General features: G+C 37.6%; 15 protein-coding genes. 7 read left to right on the top strand and 8 right to left on the bottom strand.

Annotated elements, in window-relative coordinates:
- Positions 1-47: 47 nt before the first annotated feature.
- The 3 genes from IPJ80_08540 to IPJ80_08550 form a co-directional block, all read right to left on the bottom strand.
- Complete coding sequence (locus tag IPJ80_08540) at positions 48-1,616, bottom strand: DUF4139 domain-containing protein (GenBank protein ID MBK7913535.1); 1,569 nt, start codon at positions 1,614-1,616, stop codon at positions 48-50.
- 151 nt (positions 1,617-1,767) lie between these two features.
- Positions 1,768-3,060, bottom strand: coding sequence for a hypothetical protein (locus tag IPJ80_08545; GenBank protein ID MBK7913536.1), 1,293 nt, complete (start codon positions 3,058-3,060; stop codon positions 1,768-1,770).
- Between the two features lie 9 nt (positions 3,061-3,069).
- The gene (locus IPJ80_08550; protein MBK7913537.1) at positions 3,070-4,494 is read right to left on the bottom strand and encodes an MBOAT family protein; all 1,425 of its coding nucleotides are present in this window, start codon (positions 4,492-4,494) and stop codon (positions 3,070-3,072) included.
- A gap of 167 nt (positions 4,495-4,661) precedes the next feature.
- Between IPJ80_08550 and IPJ80_08555 the strand changes: the two genes are divergently transcribed.
- A complete protein-coding gene (locus tag IPJ80_08555; protein ID MBK7913538.1) occupies positions 4,662-5,912 on the top strand; it encodes a DEAD/DEAH box helicase in 1,251 nt (416 codons plus the stop codon).
- A gap of 249 nt (positions 5,913-6,161) precedes the next feature.
- On the opposite strand, the gene rsmI is transcribed toward IPJ80_08555, so the two are convergent.
- Genes rsmI through IPJ80_08570 form a run of 3 tightly spaced genes read right to left on the bottom strand, consistent with a single transcriptional unit; the run spans position 6,162 to position 7,827 of the window.
- A complete protein-coding gene (gene rsmI / locus IPJ80_08560; protein MBK7913539.1) occupies positions 6,162-6,854 on the bottom strand; it encodes a 16S rRNA (cytidine(1402)-2'-O)-methyltransferase in 693 nt (230 codons plus the stop codon).
- Positions 6,855-6,869: 15 nt separating this feature from the next.
- The gene (gene purS / locus IPJ80_08565) at positions 6,870-7,127 is read right to left on the bottom strand and encodes a phosphoribosylformylglycinamidine synthase subunit PurS (GenBank protein MBK7913540.1); all 258 of its coding nucleotides are present in this window, start codon (positions 7,125-7,127) and stop codon (positions 6,870-6,872) included.
- A 10-nt stretch (positions 7,128-7,137) separates the two neighbouring features.
- Positions 7,138-7,827: a CDP-alcohol phosphatidyltransferase family protein gene (locus tag IPJ80_08570; protein ID MBK7913541.1), complete on the bottom strand. Its 690-nt coding sequence runs from the start codon at positions 7,825-7,827 to the stop codon at positions 7,138-7,140.
- Positions 7,828-8,087: 260 nt separating this feature from the next.
- On the opposite strand from IPJ80_08570, the gene IPJ80_08575 reads away from it, so the two are divergent.
- From IPJ80_08575 to IPJ80_08585, 3 genes are read left to right on the top strand one after another with little or no spacing between them, the layout of a single operon-like run.
- Complete coding sequence (locus tag IPJ80_08575) at positions 8,088-10,184, top strand: gliding motility-associated C-terminal domain-containing protein (protein MBK7913542.1); 2,097 nt, start codon at positions 8,088-8,090, stop codon at positions 10,182-10,184.
- Positions 10,184-10,744: an LPS export ABC transporter periplasmic protein LptC gene (lptC, locus tag IPJ80_08580; protein ID MBK7913543.1), complete on the top strand. Its 561-nt coding sequence runs from the start codon at positions 10,184-10,186 to the stop codon at positions 10,742-10,744. The genes IPJ80_08575 and lptC overlap by 1 nt, the downstream gene beginning before the upstream one ends.
- A 17-nt stretch (positions 10,745-10,761) precedes the next feature.
- Positions 10,762-11,997 (top strand): HlyC/CorC family transporter, encoded by a 1,236-nt coding sequence (locus tag IPJ80_08585; protein ID MBK7913544.1) that lies wholly within the window; start codon positions 10,762-10,764, stop codon positions 11,995-11,997.
- Between the two features lie 446 nt (positions 11,998-12,443).
- On the opposite strand, the gene IPJ80_08590 is transcribed toward IPJ80_08585, so the two are convergent.
- Positions 12,444-13,766 carry a hypothetical protein gene (locus tag IPJ80_08590; GenBank protein MBK7913545.1) on the bottom strand — a complete coding sequence of 441 codons (1,323 nt, stop codon included), beginning with the start codon at positions 13,764-13,766 and terminating at the stop codon, positions 12,444-12,446.
- 295 nt (positions 13,767-14,061) lie between these two features.
- The gene (locus tag IPJ80_08595) at positions 14,062-16,641 is read right to left on the bottom strand and encodes a DNA gyrase/topoisomerase IV subunit A (protein MBK7913546.1); all 2,580 of its coding nucleotides are present in this window, start codon (positions 16,639-16,641) and stop codon (positions 14,062-14,064) included.
- 171 nt (positions 16,642-16,812) lie between these two features.
- Between IPJ80_08595 and IPJ80_08600 the strand changes: the two genes are divergently transcribed.
- From IPJ80_08600 to tsaE, 3 genes are all read left to right on the top strand, one after another.
- Positions 16,813-17,130: a hypothetical protein gene (locus IPJ80_08600; GenBank protein ID MBK7913547.1), complete on the top strand. Its 318-nt coding sequence runs from the start codon at positions 16,813-16,815 to the stop codon at positions 17,128-17,130.
- A gap of 188 nt (positions 17,131-17,318) precedes the next feature.
- Entirely contained in the window at positions 17,319-18,017 is a 699-nt protein-coding gene (locus IPJ80_08605) for a hypothetical protein (protein ID MBK7913548.1), read from the top strand.
- A 60-nt stretch (positions 18,018-18,077) separates the two neighbouring features.
- Positions 18,078-18,515, top strand: a complete 438-nt coding sequence (gene tsaE / locus IPJ80_08610; protein ID MBK7913549.1) for a tRNA (adenosine(37)-N6)-threonylcarbamoyltransferase complex ATPase subunit type 1 TsaE — start codon at positions 18,078-18,080, stop codon at positions 18,513-18,515.
- The last annotated feature ends 5 nt before the right edge of the window (positions 18,516-18,520 follow it).

The following is an 18,520-nucleotide window of genomic DNA, read 5'->3' on the forward strand; positions in this document are numbered from 1 at the left end:
GCGCAGATGAGAATCCGCGCTTTTTTTTTTTCAAAAAAATATTTACATTAATCTAAATTCAAAACATAGTCTTTAGGACAAGTTACGGTATAACGCATTTTAATTTTCTTTTGCTCATCGGGTGCTAATTTTAAAACCCAACGGAGTTTACCGGTTTCCTCTTCAATACTTGCTCCGGACAGTTCTTCCCGTTCAACAACAATTTCTTTTTGCGTGGTGACCGGAATTTGATCTTCTAAAATTAAATCAATAGCAACTTTTTTCTTATTCTTTACAACCAGCTCCCAGGCTTTTGCATATTCTTTGTTATCGGAAAAGAATTTATTTTTAGAAAGATCTTTTATTTTATTGCGTTCAATTACAATATTTTTATCTCTACCCAAAGACAATCTCAAGAAATCCTGAATTGATTTCGTGTTGATAAAAGACTTACCTTGAAAATTACCTTCAAAAAACAAATTGGCTTCACCATCCATCAAATTCAAATCTTCCCAATTGTCAATTTCAGCTGTCAGGAAAGCATCGTGATCCAACTTGGGAATTGCAAAATAGATATACTTCGCTGGTACCGCTTGTCTTTTAATTTCAATTACAAAAGGTTTGCTGTTGGATAAGATCGTATAAGGAAGGTCAATGCTGTACAATCGACTGGTAATTTGTTCAGCTTCCTGCACAAAATCCTGAACTCCAGGGGCCGGTGCAGCAGATTCCATCATTTGCGCTTTGGCATTTCCAGCTCTGACTGCATCTCGGTAAACGATTGGTGGTTGATTGCGCAAATACCAGGTGTTTAATTCCGGACGCATGGTCGATTCAAAAGGATTTGAACTTGAAAGATTTACTTTTACTTTTTTCCAATCTTCCCCGGTGTTTTGAACTACGGTAGCTTTGTAAACCAATTCCAATGGACTGCTGATGTCTTTAACCAACATATCATAATGCATGTTCCAATTGGCATTTGGGACATAGTATTGTACCATGAATTTTTGTGTACCAGCAGTTTTTGCAAGTATGCTAAGTACCAGTTGACTGCTAGGAAGGGTGCGGTTTTGATCTACTTCTTGGATTTGTTGATTTATTTTTTCAATTTCAATTTGAATCAGTTGATTTTTTTTATCCAACTCATAGATTTTTGGAAGTAAATCTTCCAAACGCAATTTTTGATAAGCCACCAGTATTTTAAAATCTTCTAGTTTGAGATTTGAATTTGGAACACCTATAATCTGAACCTGATTTTTTTCCAGACTGGTCTTTTCAAATTTTAAAATAGCAATTTGCTGATTAATCTTTGCGGCATCGTCTAGAAGTGCTTCCTTTTTTTTCTTCAATTCAGCAGATTTTGCTTCAGCACTTTGAATGTAGTCCAATTCATGTCTTACAGCCTGTATTACACAATCACCGGAGCTAAAAACCCGAACGCTGTTTGGATCCAGATAAGCTGCCAAGCCGCTTAGATTGATATCTTGAGAACCTGCATTTAATTTCAGTTCGACTTGCCGGCTGACCTGGGCGCCTTGTAAAAATACAGTCACCTCTTTGATTTCTGAGGAGACCACTTGTTGTGCTTCTGTCATGGTTGTTAATAAACTCATTAATATTAAAATATTTAGTTTCATAGTTCGTGTTTGCTGTTTAACGAAAAGTGATTGAATTTAGTTTCTGATTTTCATTAAATTTGATTTAATCATGGATTCTCCTTCTAATGAGGAATCTGGGAAAATGAAATTTAACAAAGTATTAAATTATGGCTTATTTCTAAGGTCCGTATTATTTTTTCTCATGCTCAATCAACCAGATAGCATCCAATGTTACCATGCTATCAACAGAAATCCCTTTTTCAGTGGCTTTCCTTCGGATGTCCCGAATCCAGACAGAATCTGTTGGGATGTATTTTTTTAAGTCATCCAACCGTTCTTCAAAATCCATTTTAAGGTAAGCATTTTGGTCTATCAATTTGGATGTATTCTCAAGAAATCCCCATCCTAAATTGTATAAATTGGCATCCGTAGCCAGTACAATAATTACATCTTCGTCCCGCAAAGTTTTTTTAAGAATCCGTTCATTTGGAATCTGTTCTGGAAGTCCGCCGGTATGATAAATAATAAAATTATAATACCAAAAGGCATTGGATGCAAATGCATTTCCAATTCCCATATTAAACAAAGACCAATAATAACTATCGGATACTACGGTCACTTTTGGTTTTGAATGCGTGCCTTTATCATCCAAATAAATTTTAGGATAGGCAAGTTTTGGACCGCTTAAGGGAACAAGTAAGTTAAGTCCTTTTTCTATATCATTGTCATCAAATCGGGCCGCCGCCATTTCAGTTTCTTTCCATTCCAATTCGGGAAGATCGCGATTGGTTTTTTGTTCGATGTAATGCAACAGGGAATCAGCAACCAGGCATGCAGAATAATACGACCAATGGATTCCGTATTTTGTATACAATGGATACGGTGATTTATTTTTCATGCTCAGGATCCAGGTATTAAAATCAATGAAATTAACGCCTGCTTCTATTGCATATTTAATGTGCATTTCAAAGTTGGTAGTTTTCTTATCGCGGATCGAACTGTCCGGAAAATATTCCGGGTAAAATTGTCCTTTGCTTGCAGCAAAAACCAACAAAAAAAGTTTGTTGCGTGCTTGCAGTGAATCCTGAATAATTTTTATTTGATGCATTCGATTTCGGATGCTATCAGCTCCGATATAATCCAGGCCATAATATGTTTTAATGTAGTTGTATTCGTACAGGTAGTTTTCTTTTCCGCGAATCACGGATTGTGCATGCAATTTATCAAACAACCAAAAGTCGATTTGATTATGCAGACGTACAAAGGATGGGCGAAAACCAAATTCATTATTTAAGTACTGTTCTTTTAAATCTTGATAACGGCCCTCAAACCAATTCCTGTCATTAAGAATCGGATTGTAAGATTTTTCAACAGCTCCTTTAAGTTCTTTAACTTTAATAAGTTTGAATGTACCTTGAAGCCAGGGCAAAAAGAGCACTATCAAAAGCAGTCTGAATAAATATTTTTTTAAATCTACCTCCATTCGCATCGCTTAAAATCTAAAGTAAATGAATGGATTAAAACCTGAGGATGAAATCATTGCAACACAAACTGCAAACAAAAACAGCATGGCACCCAACATGGCAACATGCATGCGGTTTGAAAAGCTGTGAAAATAAATCTTTTGTTGGATTTGGTTTCCCCGCTTGGTTAATGTGAACCACGAAAATATAAATGCCAATGCCAAATAAAAGAGATAGCTAAATTGAAAATCAATGTTTTTGAATGAATCAAATGCAACTAGTTTGGATAAGAATAAAAATGCATCAGAAATATGTTCAATTCTAAAGAAGACCCAGCCAATTAATACGATGAAGAAACAGCAAATTACAGAAGGCCATTTTCCAATAATTGAATAAAATTTATTTAAAAACGAGCGCTCCAGAATTAAAAAAAGTCCATGGTAAGCACCCCACAAAATAAAACTCCAGGAAGCTCCATGCCAGAGTCCGGATGCAAGGAAAACAAGCCATAAATTAAAATACAATCTGGATTGAGACGATACCTGATTTCCTCCCAATGGAATGTATAAATAATTGCGCATCCAATTTCCTAAGCTAATGTGCCAGCGACGCCAAAATTCTGTAATGCTTTGAGAAGTATAGGGGTTGTCAAAATTTTCAGGAAATCGAAATCCAATCATTTTACCAATTCCTATGGCCATATCGGAATACCCACTAAAATCAAAATAGATTTGGAATGTATAACACAATATTCCCAACCAGGCTATTGGACTGGATAATACATTGAAATCTCCCTGAAAAATTGGGTCTGCAATTGCACCTAAGGGATTGGCAAGTAAAACTTTTTTGGATAAGCCAATTACAAACCGGTAAAAACCGCTGAGTCGGGTTTCGTATGAATCATTTGCACTTCGGTCTTTAATTTGATCAGCCAATTCATGATATCGGATAATTGGACCTGCTATTAATTTGGGAAATAAAATGATGTACGTTTGATAATCCCAAAAATGATCCAGTGGTTTATGAACGCGACGATATACATCTACTACATAGGTGATGGTTTCAAATGTATAAAATGAAATTCCAATCGGTAATAACAACTTGGTCCAATGAATGGATTCTGTTCCAACTAATTGAAGCAATCCATTCAGGTTTTCAATAAAGAAATTGGAATATTTAAAATATAAAAGCAATCCAAGATTAATAGAAAGGGATAAGATTAAAAATACGTTACGTCGCCAGGATGTTTTACTTTCATCCATCCATTTTACAAGATGAAAATCCAGCAAGGTAGTTCCCAGGATTACGAAAATAAATTTTGGGGCCCCCCAGCTGTAAAAGAAAATACTAAAAGCGAGTATGACCAGATTTTTATAAGCTTTACCTACAAGGTAGTAGCATGCCAGAAACAGCGGAAGAAAGTATAATAAGAAAACAATACTGGAAAAAACCATAATGAATTTGGCAAAAATAGAGAAATTGGCCAAATAAATTGTTGATGGCCTCACAATAATGGCACAATAGAACGCCAAAACAGCCTACTTTAGGAATAAATGCATATCTTGCAGCAGCTTTGAGAGCCCCGCCTATTTTTACAACAACATCTCCTTTCTATTAATCTATGCCATTCAAGTCATTAAAAATTATTGAGCCCATATTAAAAGCCGTTTCAGAAGAAGGCTATACCATTCCAACACAAATTCAAAAAGAAGCCATTCCGCTTATATTAAAAGGGCAGGATGTATTGGGTTGTGCGCAAACCGGCACCGGAAAAACGGCTGCATTTGCTATACCAATCATACAGGCATTGTTTGAAGAATCTCCAAGTGGACCTAAACGAAAAATAAGAAGTTTAATTATTACGCCTACCCGTGAATTAGCCATACAAATTGCTGAGAGCTTTGCAGCATATGGCAGACATTGTGGATTAAAACATTGTGTCGTTTTTGGTGGAGTCAATCAAAATCCTCAAACTGCAGCTTTACAAGCCGGTGTGGATATTCTGATTGCAACTCCAGGCCGATTGTTGGATTTGATCAATCAAAAATTTATCCAATTAGCAGATGTTAAAATATTTGTGTTGGATGAAGCAGATCGAATGCTCGATATGGGATTTGTCAATGATATTAAAAAATTATTGGCCATCCTTCCAAAGAAAAAACAATCCTTATTCTTTTCTGCTACCATGCCACCGGAAATTACCAAGTTGGCAAATTCTTTTTTATATAATCCGGCTAAAGTTTCTGTTACTCCGGTTTCATCAACCGTTGATATCATCAAACAGGAATTGTACTTTGTAGATAAAATCAATAAGAATTCTTTACTACTCGAGCTGCTGAAAAACAGGGACATTAAAACAAGCCTTGTTTTTACCCGTACGAAACATGGAGCAGACAAAGTCGTTCGCATGTTGCGTGCCAATGGAATCAAAGCAGAAGCCATCCATGGCAATAAAACACAAAAAGCCCGTCAGCAAGCGCTGACTAATTTTAAAGCACAAACCACCCGGGTTTTAGTAGCAACCGACATTGCAGCCCGCGGCATTGATGTGGATGATCTGGAATTTGTGATCAATTATGAAATTCCAAATATTTCTGAAACTTATGTTCACCGCATTGGAAGAACAGGTCGTGCAGGTGCTAAAGGAACCGCCATTTCATTTTGCGATGAACATGAAATTGAGTTTATCATGGATATCGAAAAATTGATTGCAAAGAAAATCCCAGTAATCGAAGGGCATCCGTTTCCATTGAAAGCTTTTTATCCGGGAGCTAAAGTTTCAGCCCCACTTGCTAAAGCACCAGCTCATTCAAATTCCAGACCTAACAAATGGAGAAAATTTCCTAATCGGAAACCGAGTGTAACTGCCTAAGTCTTTTTTTTTTTTTTTTTTTTTTTTTTTTTTGATAAATTTAGTTTCATACTAAATTTAATTCCAAACTGTTGCACTTTCAGTTTGATTCAAGATTTAAATTCGAAAATTGATTAAAAAGAAATTCTGCGAATTTCATTGGATGCAATTGCTTTGTCTTAAACAGAAAAATTGCCGGACTTTAGTATAATTTACTCAAACGTTATGAAGATAAATTTTTAGTTTGAAATTTGAAAATATACTTCAGAATCAATTTCCTCCAATCACTATCACCCATTCCCCAACAATTTTTTCTGAGGCAAGTTGTTCCTTTATTTCTTGCAAGCTACCAGTGATATATTTTTCAAACAATTTTGAAATTTCTTTTGCAAAACAGGCTTGTCGGTTTTCTCCAAAATGTTCGATCAGTTCGTCTGTGCATTTCAACAATCTATGAGGAGACTCATACAACACAATGGTACATTCCAGTGCGGCCAACCATTTTAATTGAGTACTTCTTCCTTTTTTTTGTGGAAGAAAACCATTGAAGAAAAAACGATCGCAGGGAAGGCCGGAAGCTACGATGGCTGGTACAAAAGCAGTAGCACCTGGCAATGCAATCACAGGAATATTTTCTTTGCGACAAGCTCGCACCAACAAATAAGCTGGATCTGAAATTCCGGGAGTACCGGCATCCGTTACCAAAGCAATTGAAGCACCTTCTTTTAATTTATCTACAATGGATTGCAGTGCTTTGTGTTCATTCTGGCTGTGAAAACTTCGAAGGCTTTTTTCAATATTAAAATGCATCAACAATTTATTGCTGACCCGCGTATCTTCTGATAAAATTAAATCAACTGCGGATAACACACCCAAAGCCCGTGGAGTCATGTCTGATAAATTACCAATTGGGGTTGGTACCAGATACAAACAGGCTTTGATTTCGTTTTTTACAGGAGACATTCCGTAATGAGACTGCTATTGCTGCTCAGCAATACTAAAAGCATAGGTTTCTGTAATTAAATTCGTCAATAATTTTCTGCAGCTTTCATCAACAACTGCATGTGCAGCAGTCTCATCTGCTGCTTCAAGTACGATTTCAATATGCTTGCCAATTCGAACATCCTGTATCCCATGAATATCCAGATGGTGAATATTTTTTGTAACTGTTTTGCCTTGTGGATCCAACAGCTCCTTGTGAGGCATGATATCAATTTTTGCTTTATATACTTTCATCAATAAATAATTATTTGGATTGAGTTAATTGGATTGTAATACTGTAAACAATATGCAGGGTGACCGCTAAACTTAATGCAATAGGTCCGATCCAGATCCAACTGAGCATGGCTGCACCTAATAAGATCAACAGACTGTAATAACGGCTTAACCAGTTTTTTTCAACATGAATTTTTAATATGCGAAACGGACTGATCATCAAATAGGAAAAGAAACCAATAAATAAAAGGATTGCAATGCCTGAAACCTCGTTGATTCCCAAATACCTTCCCTGGATTTCAAGTCCTAACAAACCTGTAAAAAATAAAGCGTTTGCCGGCACGGGCAATCCCTCAAAAAAGTATGCTTCTCCTTTTCCGGTTAGATTGTATCGTGCTAAACGAAAAGCGGCCATCAAGGCGATTAAAAAACTTACATACGGCACATAGGGATATTCTGGATAATTGACTTCCAAAAAATGAAACGCTATAAATCCTGGAACGACTCCAAATGATACGACATCAGACAAAGAGTCCAATTGCAGTCCGAATGCACTGGTTTGTTTTAAAGCCCTGGCTACAAAGCCATCTGCAAAATCTGCCAATACAGCCAATAAAATCCAGCATAAAGCCCATGGGTAATTGGCTTGTTGAAGACTTACCAGGGCACAACATCCAAAAAAGAGGTTTAAACTGGTGATTAGATTGGGTATTGTAAACATGCGTTTTGAAACTGCAAATTTAGACCAGATTTTAATTGAATTCGTTTGAAACTCAAAATATCAAAAAAGACAAGCTGCCTCACAAGAAACTTAATGAGAATTGAGTCCTATTTAAAACTGGACAAGGCCCATTGAAACAGAACTACAGGATAAGGCTGGTTTTATTTAAATTTGAGCTTTATTAGGCATTTTTCATTATTTTATCTTGTTTTTAATGTCTAATTACCGCAAATATGCGTTATAAAGAATAATCCATTTGAATGATCAGATCGTACCTGCTTAGTTTAGTAATCGGTTTAACGATAAGTACCAGTTTCGGCCAGCCGTCTTATGACAATTGCAATAACCCAGTTGTAATAAACGATGTAACAAACTATTGCAGCAAAGTTGCCGAATACACCAATATTATGGCAACGCCATCAGGCTATGGTTCAGCCACGTGTTGGAGTGCAACCAATACCGATGTCTGGTTTCGGTTTCGTGCCTTCTTTACCGATGTAAACATTACCATTATCGGCACCAATGCCCGGGGTGGCGGCACGCCCGGTGGTACCATGGCACGCCCGATGGTGGCACTTTACCGGGGTATTTGTGGGGGCACCATTTCCGAATTAGAATGCGGTGCAGATTTGAGTGGAAATGGCGTACTGAGTATTTATCAAGGGGGTTTGATCGTGGGCTTGGATTATTACATCCGGGTGGATGGAGTCAACAGTTCGACCGGTACATTTCAATTGTGCATCAATAATTTTAATCCTCCTGCTTTGCCTGGCCAGGATTGTAGAACAGCCGGCGTCTTATGCGATAAATCGCCTTTTGTAGTTCAAAAAGTGAGTGGTGGAGGCATAGACCCGGATGAAGCGTTCAATTCTTGTTTGGGTGATAATTCAGGCACCAATTCAGAATCTTCTTCAGTATGGTTTACCTGGAAAGCAGCAACAAGCGGAACCCTGACTTTTATTTTAAAACCTTTGAATCCTTCTGATGATATAGATTTTGCAGTCTATGAATTGCCTTCGGGCATTCATGTCTGTGATGATAAAGTAGTCTTGCGTTGCAATGCCACAGCACCTCCTTGTGCCGGACCAACGGGTTTGAATTTAACAGATCCCGACATTACAGAAAATCTGAATTGCAATGCAGGGGAAAATGGTTTTTGCAAATACATTGATATGGTGCAAGGAAAATTTTATGCCCTTGTTGTCAATAATTTTACAAATACCGGAGTAGGTTTTGGGGTGGAGTGGGGCGGTACCGGGGAATTTGCCGGTCCGGAATCTAATTTTGGAATTTATCCTCCCAGTGGTTTAAAATGTGAAACCGATTTTCAAGTAATCGATTCTTCACAATTTGCAACAGGAAGCATCATCCGGTGGACCTGGAATTTTGGCAAGGATGGAATTCCTCAAACCTATGTGGGTCAGTTTCCTCCGCCAATCCGATACAATTCCTTTGGTGAAAAATTTGTAACCTTAACGATTGAAACAGATATCGGTTGCAAAGTCACTGAAATTCGCAGACTGTATGTCGAACCATGTTGCGAAGATTTACCAACACTCCAATTGGTGATCGACAGCACCAGAGATTTGACTTGCTTTAAATCCAATGATGGAATGATCGCGGTACATGGATTGCAAGGAACACCCTTTGATGAAGATCTCAACGGAGTAATTACCTATTATTATCAATACAGTCTGAATGGACAAGATTTTACTTCGACAAACAGATTTACAAATTTACCCGCTGGAAAACATACCATTTATGTTCAGGATCGGAAAGGTTGTTTGGATACACTGGAAGTCACCATCCAGGAACCTCCCGAAGTAATTGCAAATGCAGGTACCGATCTTGAAATTAATTTAGGTGAAATAATAGATCTCAATGGATCCGCATTTCCAAATGATGCATATACCTACAATTGGTTGCGTGGACAAAATATCAATTGCAGCGTTTGTCAAAATACCACTGCACTGCCTACAAAAGATGGGTATTATACCGTACTGGCTACCAATGACCGTGGCTGTTTTGGTTTGGATTCCATTTTTGTACACGTCATAAAAAATTACGATGTCTTTACACCAAATGTCTTTTCACCCAATGGGGATAACATCAATGATCTCTTTTATATTAATGGGCCTAAATCTTTAAGCAAGATTGATTTACTCCAGATTTTTGACCGTTGGGGAAATTTAATTTATGAAGGCAAAGATTTAATTCCAAATAACCCTTCTGTTGGTTGGAATGGCAGAGCCGGTGGACAAGCCTGCAATCCGGGTGTGTACGTGTATGTGGTGAAGGCCCGGTTTTTAGATGATTATGTAGAATCCATCAGTGGTGATTTAACCTTGTTGCGTTGATGTATCATTCAGTTGGATTTAGTTTGTTATTGTTTTGTTTGCTGATTTCTTGTTCAGAAGAACAGAAAATTTATTCTGATGCAGATGCTTCCAAATTAATCAATCGGGAACTTTTAAAAGATGTACACATTATCTATAGCGATTCTGCAAAAATCGAGTTGCGGATTGTTGCTCCTGAAATGATTCGCTACACAGAATCTTCAATGGAAAAGGAAGAATTCCCAAAAGGTTTACAAGCATTTATTTACGATGATCAGAATCAATTGGTAAATACGCTGGCATCCAAATATGCCATTCGGGTGCGCAGTGAAGGAAAAACTTATTTACGGGACAGCGTTGTTTTTTCGAGTGTGAATCAGGAAGTTTTAAAAACTTCTGAGCTGATTTGGAATGAATCATTAGGTAAAATTAGTACGGATAAATTTGTGCGGATCATCCGAAAAGAAGAATTGATTCAGGGCTATGGCTTTGAAACAGATCAACATTTCAGGAAAGGCACAATCAAAGCCATTGACGCAATAATTCCTGCCAATAAACTCTACAAAGAAGAGCTTCCCTGATTACCTTTGTCCATTCTATGACTTTTATTTTAATCATTATCTTCTTATTAATCACAGCTTTATTTGCAGGTGCAGAAATTGCATTTATTACTGCCAACAAACTAGCTGTCGAAATCAGAAGAAGCAGAGGCAGTGGTTCCGGTTCAATATTGGCTCGTTTTTTTGAACATCCGGATGATTTTATCGCAACGCTTTTAGTTGGAATAAATATTTCAATTGTTGTTCTAAGTTATTTGATAACTGATTTTTTGACAGCTCCCATTGGATTAGTTACTGAAAGTCCGGGTATCAGGATTTTCTTAAATACTTTTTTGGTTACGTTAATTATATTAATACTGGGAGAATTTATACCAAAAGCATTTTTTAGATTATACTCCAATCAGTTCCTCCAGGTCACTGCGTATCCTTTATTGTTTTTTTATTGGTTGTTATACCTCCCTGCTAAATTGCTTTCCGGAATTGCAGGATTTGTAATACGCAAAATTCTAAAGCAGGAAGACTCAAAATCAAGGCCCCGCTTCAGTTTAATCGACTTAGAAAATTATTTGCACGGACCCATTAAAGTTTCTGAAGATGATGTCGACACCGATATTTTTAAAAATGCACTCAACCTAAGACAGATTCGGGTAATCGAATGCATGGTGCCGCGAACAGAAATGGTTTATGTAGATGTCAACGATCCACTCGAAGAATTAGTTAAAGCATTCACAGATTCTAATTTATCCCGCATCATTGTAGTTGATGGAGATATTGATAATGTGATGGGTTACATTCACCATCAGCAGCTTTTTAAAAATCCAACAGATATCCGTTCCATTGTAATGGATATGCCATTCGTTCCAGAAACCCAGAATGTTTATGATTTGATGTTGCGAATGAATAAACTTCGGTTATCAATAGCATGTGTTGTAGATGAATTCGGGGGAACTTCCGGAATTATTACCCTGGAAGATATTCTGGAAGAAATATTCGGAGAGATTGAAGACGAACACGATCAGGAAGAATTTATAGAGCAACAAATTAGCGAACGCGAATACCTGTTTTCCGGTAGATTGGAATTACAGTATTTGGAAAATGAATTCGATATCAAATTACCGGAAGGGGAGTATCACACATTAAGTGGTTATCTTGTAACAACTACAGGTTCCATTCCAACTCAAGGTTCAGAAATTGAATCTGATGGCTATAAATTTATTTTCGAAATGGTCAGCGATACCAAAATTGAAATGGTCCGAATGATCCGCCTGGATTAAAAATCAAAATTCAGCCAAATTTAGTAGTCAGAAATTAGTGGTCAGGAATTAGTAGTCAGGAATTAGTAGTCAGTGGTCAGTCAGTGTCCTCCAGCCCCAAAATCAGTGGTCAGTGGTCAGTATTCAGGGGTCAGTAGTTGTACTTTGTTCTCCAGCCCAACAATCCCAACAGCCTAACAGTCTAACAGTCTAACAGTCTAACAGTCTAACAGTCTAACAGCCCTTCAGCCCTTCAGCCCTCCAGCCCCAAAATCAGTGGTCAGTGGTCAGTATTCAGGGGTCAGTAGTTGTACTTTGTCCTCCAGCCCTTCAGCCCTCCAGCCCAAAATCAGTTGTCAGTGGTCAGTATTCAGGGGTCAGTAGTTGTACTTTGTCCTCCAGCCCAACAATCCCAACAGTCCAACAGCCTAACAGTCTAACAGTCTAACAGTCCTCCAGCCCCAAAATCACTTACACACTTCCTCAACTGAAAGCTGTGTATGATTTTCTGATTTCAGTGTGATTGTTGTCCAATCGCCGGGTATATTTTCCCAGGCACCTTTATTCTCATTGAGCAATACCGGAAAATTCTTTTGTGCGAATTGAATTTCCTGGACATCGTCGGTGCAGGTTTGTCCTTTTTCATTGCAGGAAAATGCAGAAAGATTTAAAAGTTTATCCCAAATGATTTCGTAGTTTTTTCCTTTAGAAATTATGGTCATTGCCTGATCAAAATATGCGGCAGATTTTAATTTTGCCCAGTTAATGTTTCCTTCAGGATTCATTTCCAAAAAAACGATGCCACCTTTTTTGGAATAGCCATCTCCTAAAACAATTAAATTACCGGATGATGTGAGGCAGGCATTTTTGAAAGCATATTCATTGCCGTTATTTGCTGCATAGGTATGACTCCAAATGATTTGGCCATCGATTGCCGTTTTTATAATAAATGCTTCCTGCCTGTTGCTGTTTCGATATTCAATTTTTCCGATGAAGTATAAATTTCCTTTTTTATCCTGTAGCAATTTATTGAAATGCCAATCTGTAATTAAATCATATTCAAAATGAAAATTGCGATATTGTACTAATTCTCCAATTGGATCTACAATCTGAAACGTATTGATCCAATATTTCTTGCGCAATTCTCCATTGATATAGGCACCTTTCTGCTTATAGCTAATCATAAATTTTTGATTATTCAATACAATTACATCTTGCCATACTTCAATGGCTTTTAATTTTCGGGACCACTTACATACACCGCTCGCATCAACTAAATGTAAACACGCTTCATAGGCATCTGAAGAGGGATCCTTTGTAGGGATCAAGCAATTTCCAGCCAGGTCCACAGCCAGATCTCCTTTGTCTATCGTTTTATAAATAGTGGATCCCAAGGCCCACACCAATTCATTCTTACTTCCTAATTTGCAAATAATCTTATTCTTGTCTTCGCCATAATTTCCTGAAATAAAACGATCCCCACCATTCGGACAAATTTGTTCAAATCGAACCGATTTTCCGTCTATTGCATAAGTGGTTAGTGCAGTGTTTTTTCCGGTTGTGCTTGTTTGAAATAGATAGGCATCTTTTAATCCGCTGGCTTTTGAATCGGGTCTTGCATACGATGCAGTCTCACCACAAATTAAAAGTTCACCTGCATTGGTCAGCACTGCATCACAAGTAAGCCCTTTGGTCTGCAACAGAATCGCTCGTTGATCCGGAGCCACTTGCGAACAAGCAATAAATATAAACGAGAATATAAATAAATTACAGGTAAGACAATATTTCATGGATATGATTTTATAGTATTTTAAAATTTCATAATAAAGACTCAAGAAAATGTTTGACTTCCATTTGCTTGACTTTTTGACAAGATTTTGGTCAACCTATTTCAGGCACAGACCACCTACCAACTATCACCTATCACCTACCACCTATCACCTACCAACTATCACCTACCAACTACCAACTATCACCTATCACCTATCACCTATCAACTATCACCTATCAACTATCACCTATCAACTATCACCTATCAACTATCACCTATCACCTACCACCTACCACCTATCACCTATCACCTTTTCAAACATCAAACTCAATCGTATCCCCGGCTTTATAGCCACCAGATTTTAATGCTTTTTTAGATGGTTCCTTGCTTTGATCGACTACACTGATTAACGGCACGTCTTCAATTTTATTTCCAATGGCTTTCCAGCCTTTTACATCGACAAACTGATGAACCGTTAATATTTCATCCATACGTTCTTTGCGCTGTTTGTATGAGAATAAAACTTCAGGTTCAGGATGTGTGGTGACATAATAAAGTTTTGAATCTTTATGGTCCGTGATGAAACTAAATTTAGTATTGAGCGTCGTGGTTTCAATTTGAAAACGTTTGGCCATAGACCATCCTTTTTCACCTTCAAAATAAATGGCAGTAATAATTTGAGCCGGATTGTATTTTATAATATAAATTAAATCCTGGTAAGAATACCGATTGTTTAAATCATACTCCGTTAATTCATAAGTACCATTTTTGTAAATGGTCAGAATTTTATCGCCCCGATTGAGTCCACCTAAATATAAACCACGCTCCTCAGTTATTAATCTTCCGGTATTGATATCATACCAAATTTTTTGCGCACCTAAAGTACTCTTGCCTTTCTCTTTGAGTGTAATTTTTCGAACCGGATATTTTGTGACGATATTTCCCTGACTACTGCGTCCTTTGATTTCCAATTCGCTAAAGTCAAAATCAAAGCTTTTAATTTTTGCTTTGCAACCGGGAGTTAAAAAGACGGTCACGAGTTCCGCTTCACCTTCCGGATTTCCGCTAAAATAGAGTGTTTTAGATTTGGGATGCCCTTTGGTTAAATCATATTCTTTATCACGGGTTATACCGGTTACATTAAATCGTTTCGCCATGGAACGACCAGTTTCGCCATCTAAATAAATGATGTTGTAGGTAGTGCGCTCATCGCCTTTTTTCCAAACATCTACGTAGATGATATCCTTTCCGACAAAGGTCTTTTCTGATATTCTGCTGACGATCATTTTACCATCTGCCCGAAATACAATGATATCATCGATATCACTGCATTCTTTTACAAATTCATCTTTCTTTAATCCATAACCGATAAAACCATCTTCCCGGTTGACATAGAGTTTGCTGTTGTTCGCTACGACCTGAACCGCCTGAATGGATTCAAATTCAAGAATGCGCGTTTTGCGCTCTTTACCTTTCCCATACTTGCTTAAAATATTTTCAAAATATGCAATGGCATATTCGGTAAGATGTTCTAAATCATGTGCAACCTGAGCAATTTCTGCATTTAAAGATTTGAGTTGTTCGTCCGTTTGAAACTTATTGTATTTGGAAATTCGTTTGATGCGAATTTCAGTCAAGTGCAGCAGATCTTCTTTTGTAATTTCCCGGATCAATTTAACTTTTCCGGCAGTAGCTTTTACTTTAGAAGAAGGAGTAATTACATAGTTTCGCAATCCAGCTTCGATAACCTGTAATACCTGTTCGAAACTCGTACATTCTTCAATATCCCGATAGATTCTGTTTTCAATAAAGATTTTTTCAAGAGAAGTCAACTGCCATTTTTCCTGTAGCTCACTGCGCTTGATTTCTAGTTCTTTTTGTAATAGATCTTTGGTATGAAAAGTTGAAATTTTAAGAATTTCATTGACCGATAAAAACAACGGTTTGTTATCAACAATTACACAACAATTCGGAGAGATGCTGACTTCACAATTTGTAAAAGCATACAATGCATCCAGACTTACTTCAGGAGAAACACCTGCTTGCAATTCAATGCGTATTTCAACATCTTTTGCAGTGTTGTCGGAGATTTGTTTGATTTTAATTTTTCCTTTCTCTGATGCTTTAACAATGCTTTCAATCAAAGAGCCGGTTGTTATGCCATAGGGTATTTCACGAATGACCAACATTTTTTTGTCTTCGATTTCAATCTTGGCGCGAACTTTTACTTTACCACCGCGTAAGCCTTCATTATATTCTGCCACATTGATAGAACCTCCGGTTTCAAAATCCGGATACAGGTCTATTTTCTTTCCTTTCAGTACCTGAATGGAAGCCTTTATCAATTCAATAAAATTATGAGGCAATATTTTAGTTGCAAGTCCAACAGCGATTCCTTCAACCCCCTGCGCCAGCAACAAGGGAAATTTCATTGGCAGGGTTTCCGGTTCTCGGTTTCGTCCGTCATAGGACAATTGCCATTTGGTGGTGTCAGGATTGAATGCAACTTCCTTTGCAAATTTGGTAAGCCGCGCTTCGATGTACCGCGGTGCAGCAGCTGAATCGCCGGTTCTAAAATCTCCCCAGTTTCCCTGAGTTTCAATCAATAAATCTTTTTGCCCGAGGTTTACCAAGGCTTCCCCGATCGCAGCATCTCCATGTGGATGATATTGCATCGTATGACCAATCAGGTTGGCCACTTTGTGAAAACGACCGTCTTCTTTCTCATCCATGCTGTGAAGGATGCGGCGTTGTACTGGTTTTAATCCGTCTTCAATAGCCGGGACCGCTCGTTCCAGGATGACGTAAGACGCATAGTCCAGAAAATAATTCTGGTACATGCCATCCAGGGTAATGATGTGGTCTGAAGAATTATCGGGGTTCTGGGTTTTCATACATTGTATTGAATTGCAAAGATAAACCCTTGGAAATCATATTAAATATTTATTATATATAAAATTAGGGGTTTATCCATCCTTTAAAGTTTGGTTAAAAACGAAAAGAGATTAATCGCTTGATTGGGTAGATAGTCAAACCTACATAATTATTTATTTAAATTCTAAATCATGAAAACACACATTTTAATTTTGACTTCCCTCTTGGTGTGGGGAGTTACCCTTGGAAATGCACAAACTGCATACCGGGAAGGTCATCACAAACATTGGAATAAACGGGAACGCATCGAACATGGCCGCCATACTGGAAAATTAAGTCCAAGAGAATGCCATAAGCTCCGTGCAGAAGGGCGGAACATCCATAAAACAAAACGATACATGCTTCGGGATGGTCGCCTGGATCATAAGGAAAGACGCCAGCTTCACCGGATGCACCATAGACACGACAGAAGCATTTGGCGTGAAAAACATGACAGAAATCGCTGGTAAAACAGCTTCGGTTTTGTTAAATTCAGTTTGCAGGGAAAAGCACTCCTAGCATTCATCGGATGCAAAACTAAAATAATCGTTAATTTCAGGCAGTTTACCCGAAATTCTGCTCCAAAAAATGGTCTTTGACCTATCTTTGATAGCTGAATTAACCGGGTAATTTGCCTGGTTTTAAACTCAAATTAAAAATGAATAAATTTCTTGCTTTTATCTGTTTTTTCTTTCTTGGAAACGCTTTTGTTTCTGCTCAAACTGTTGATGAAATTATTGACAAACACATCGCCGCTTTGGGTGGAAAGGACAAATTGACCAGCATCAAATCCGTTGTGATGGAAGGCAAAGTGAGTTCACAAGGAATGGAATTTCCAATGACAACTACCATCTTAAATCACAAAGGTTTTCGTCTGGATTTTGCTGTGATGGGTATGAATGCCTGGATTATTATGAGACCGGATTCCGGATGGTCGTTTATGCCATTTCAGGGTCAAACAAAACCAGAGCCCATGCCAATGGATCAAATTAATGAAAGCATTGACCAATTAGATCTGTCTGGTCATTTATTAGATTATAAATCTAAAGGACATACCGTTGAGTATTTAGGTCTGGACGATGTGGAAGGAACGGAATGCCATAAATTGAAAGTTACTTCAAAGAGTGGAAAATTAACCTACTACCTAATCGATCCTACATCATACTATATCGTAAAAACAGTTTCAAAACAGAAATATGGCGGTAAAGAATTTGATGCAGAAACCAAATTCAGTAATTACAAAGAAGTCGAAGGTGGATTGATATTTCCATATACCGTAGAATCTATGAACGGCCCGGTGGATATGACTAAAATCACCATCAATTCTGACATTCAGGAGAGCCTGTTTAAACCTTAATTTAGGAGGGTTTATTAAATGAAATTTGCGTTGATTTAATAAACCCTTATTTTTTTTCTGGTGAAAGAACAAGAGTACATCTTTGGGCTTGATCAATTGGATGAAATTTCTAAAAAGCTATTAGATCAAATACTGCCTTATCAGATTATCGGACTTCAGGCAGAAATGGGAGTCGGAAAGACTACACTGGTGCGTTCTATTGGCAAAAACCTGGGATTTGAATCTGAAGCAGGTAGCCCAACCTTTTCTATTATCAACGAATATCATTGTAAGCCAAATCCATGGGCAATCCAAAAGCTGTACCATATGGATTTGTACCGATTAAAGAATCTGGAAGAAGCATTAAATTTAGGGATCCACGATTATTTCGACAGTGGGATCCACTGTATTATTGAATGGCCGGAATTAATTGAACCTCTTTTAGCTTCCGAAAATTACTTGCAGGTCCAAATTGAACGATTGGAAAATCAACAAAGGAAGATTATAGTAACTTTGTAGCATCA

Source organism: Saprospiraceae bacterium (assembly GCA_016714025.1).
Lineage (GTDB): Bacteria > Bacteroidota > Bacteroidia > Chitinophagales > Saprospiraceae > Vicinibacter.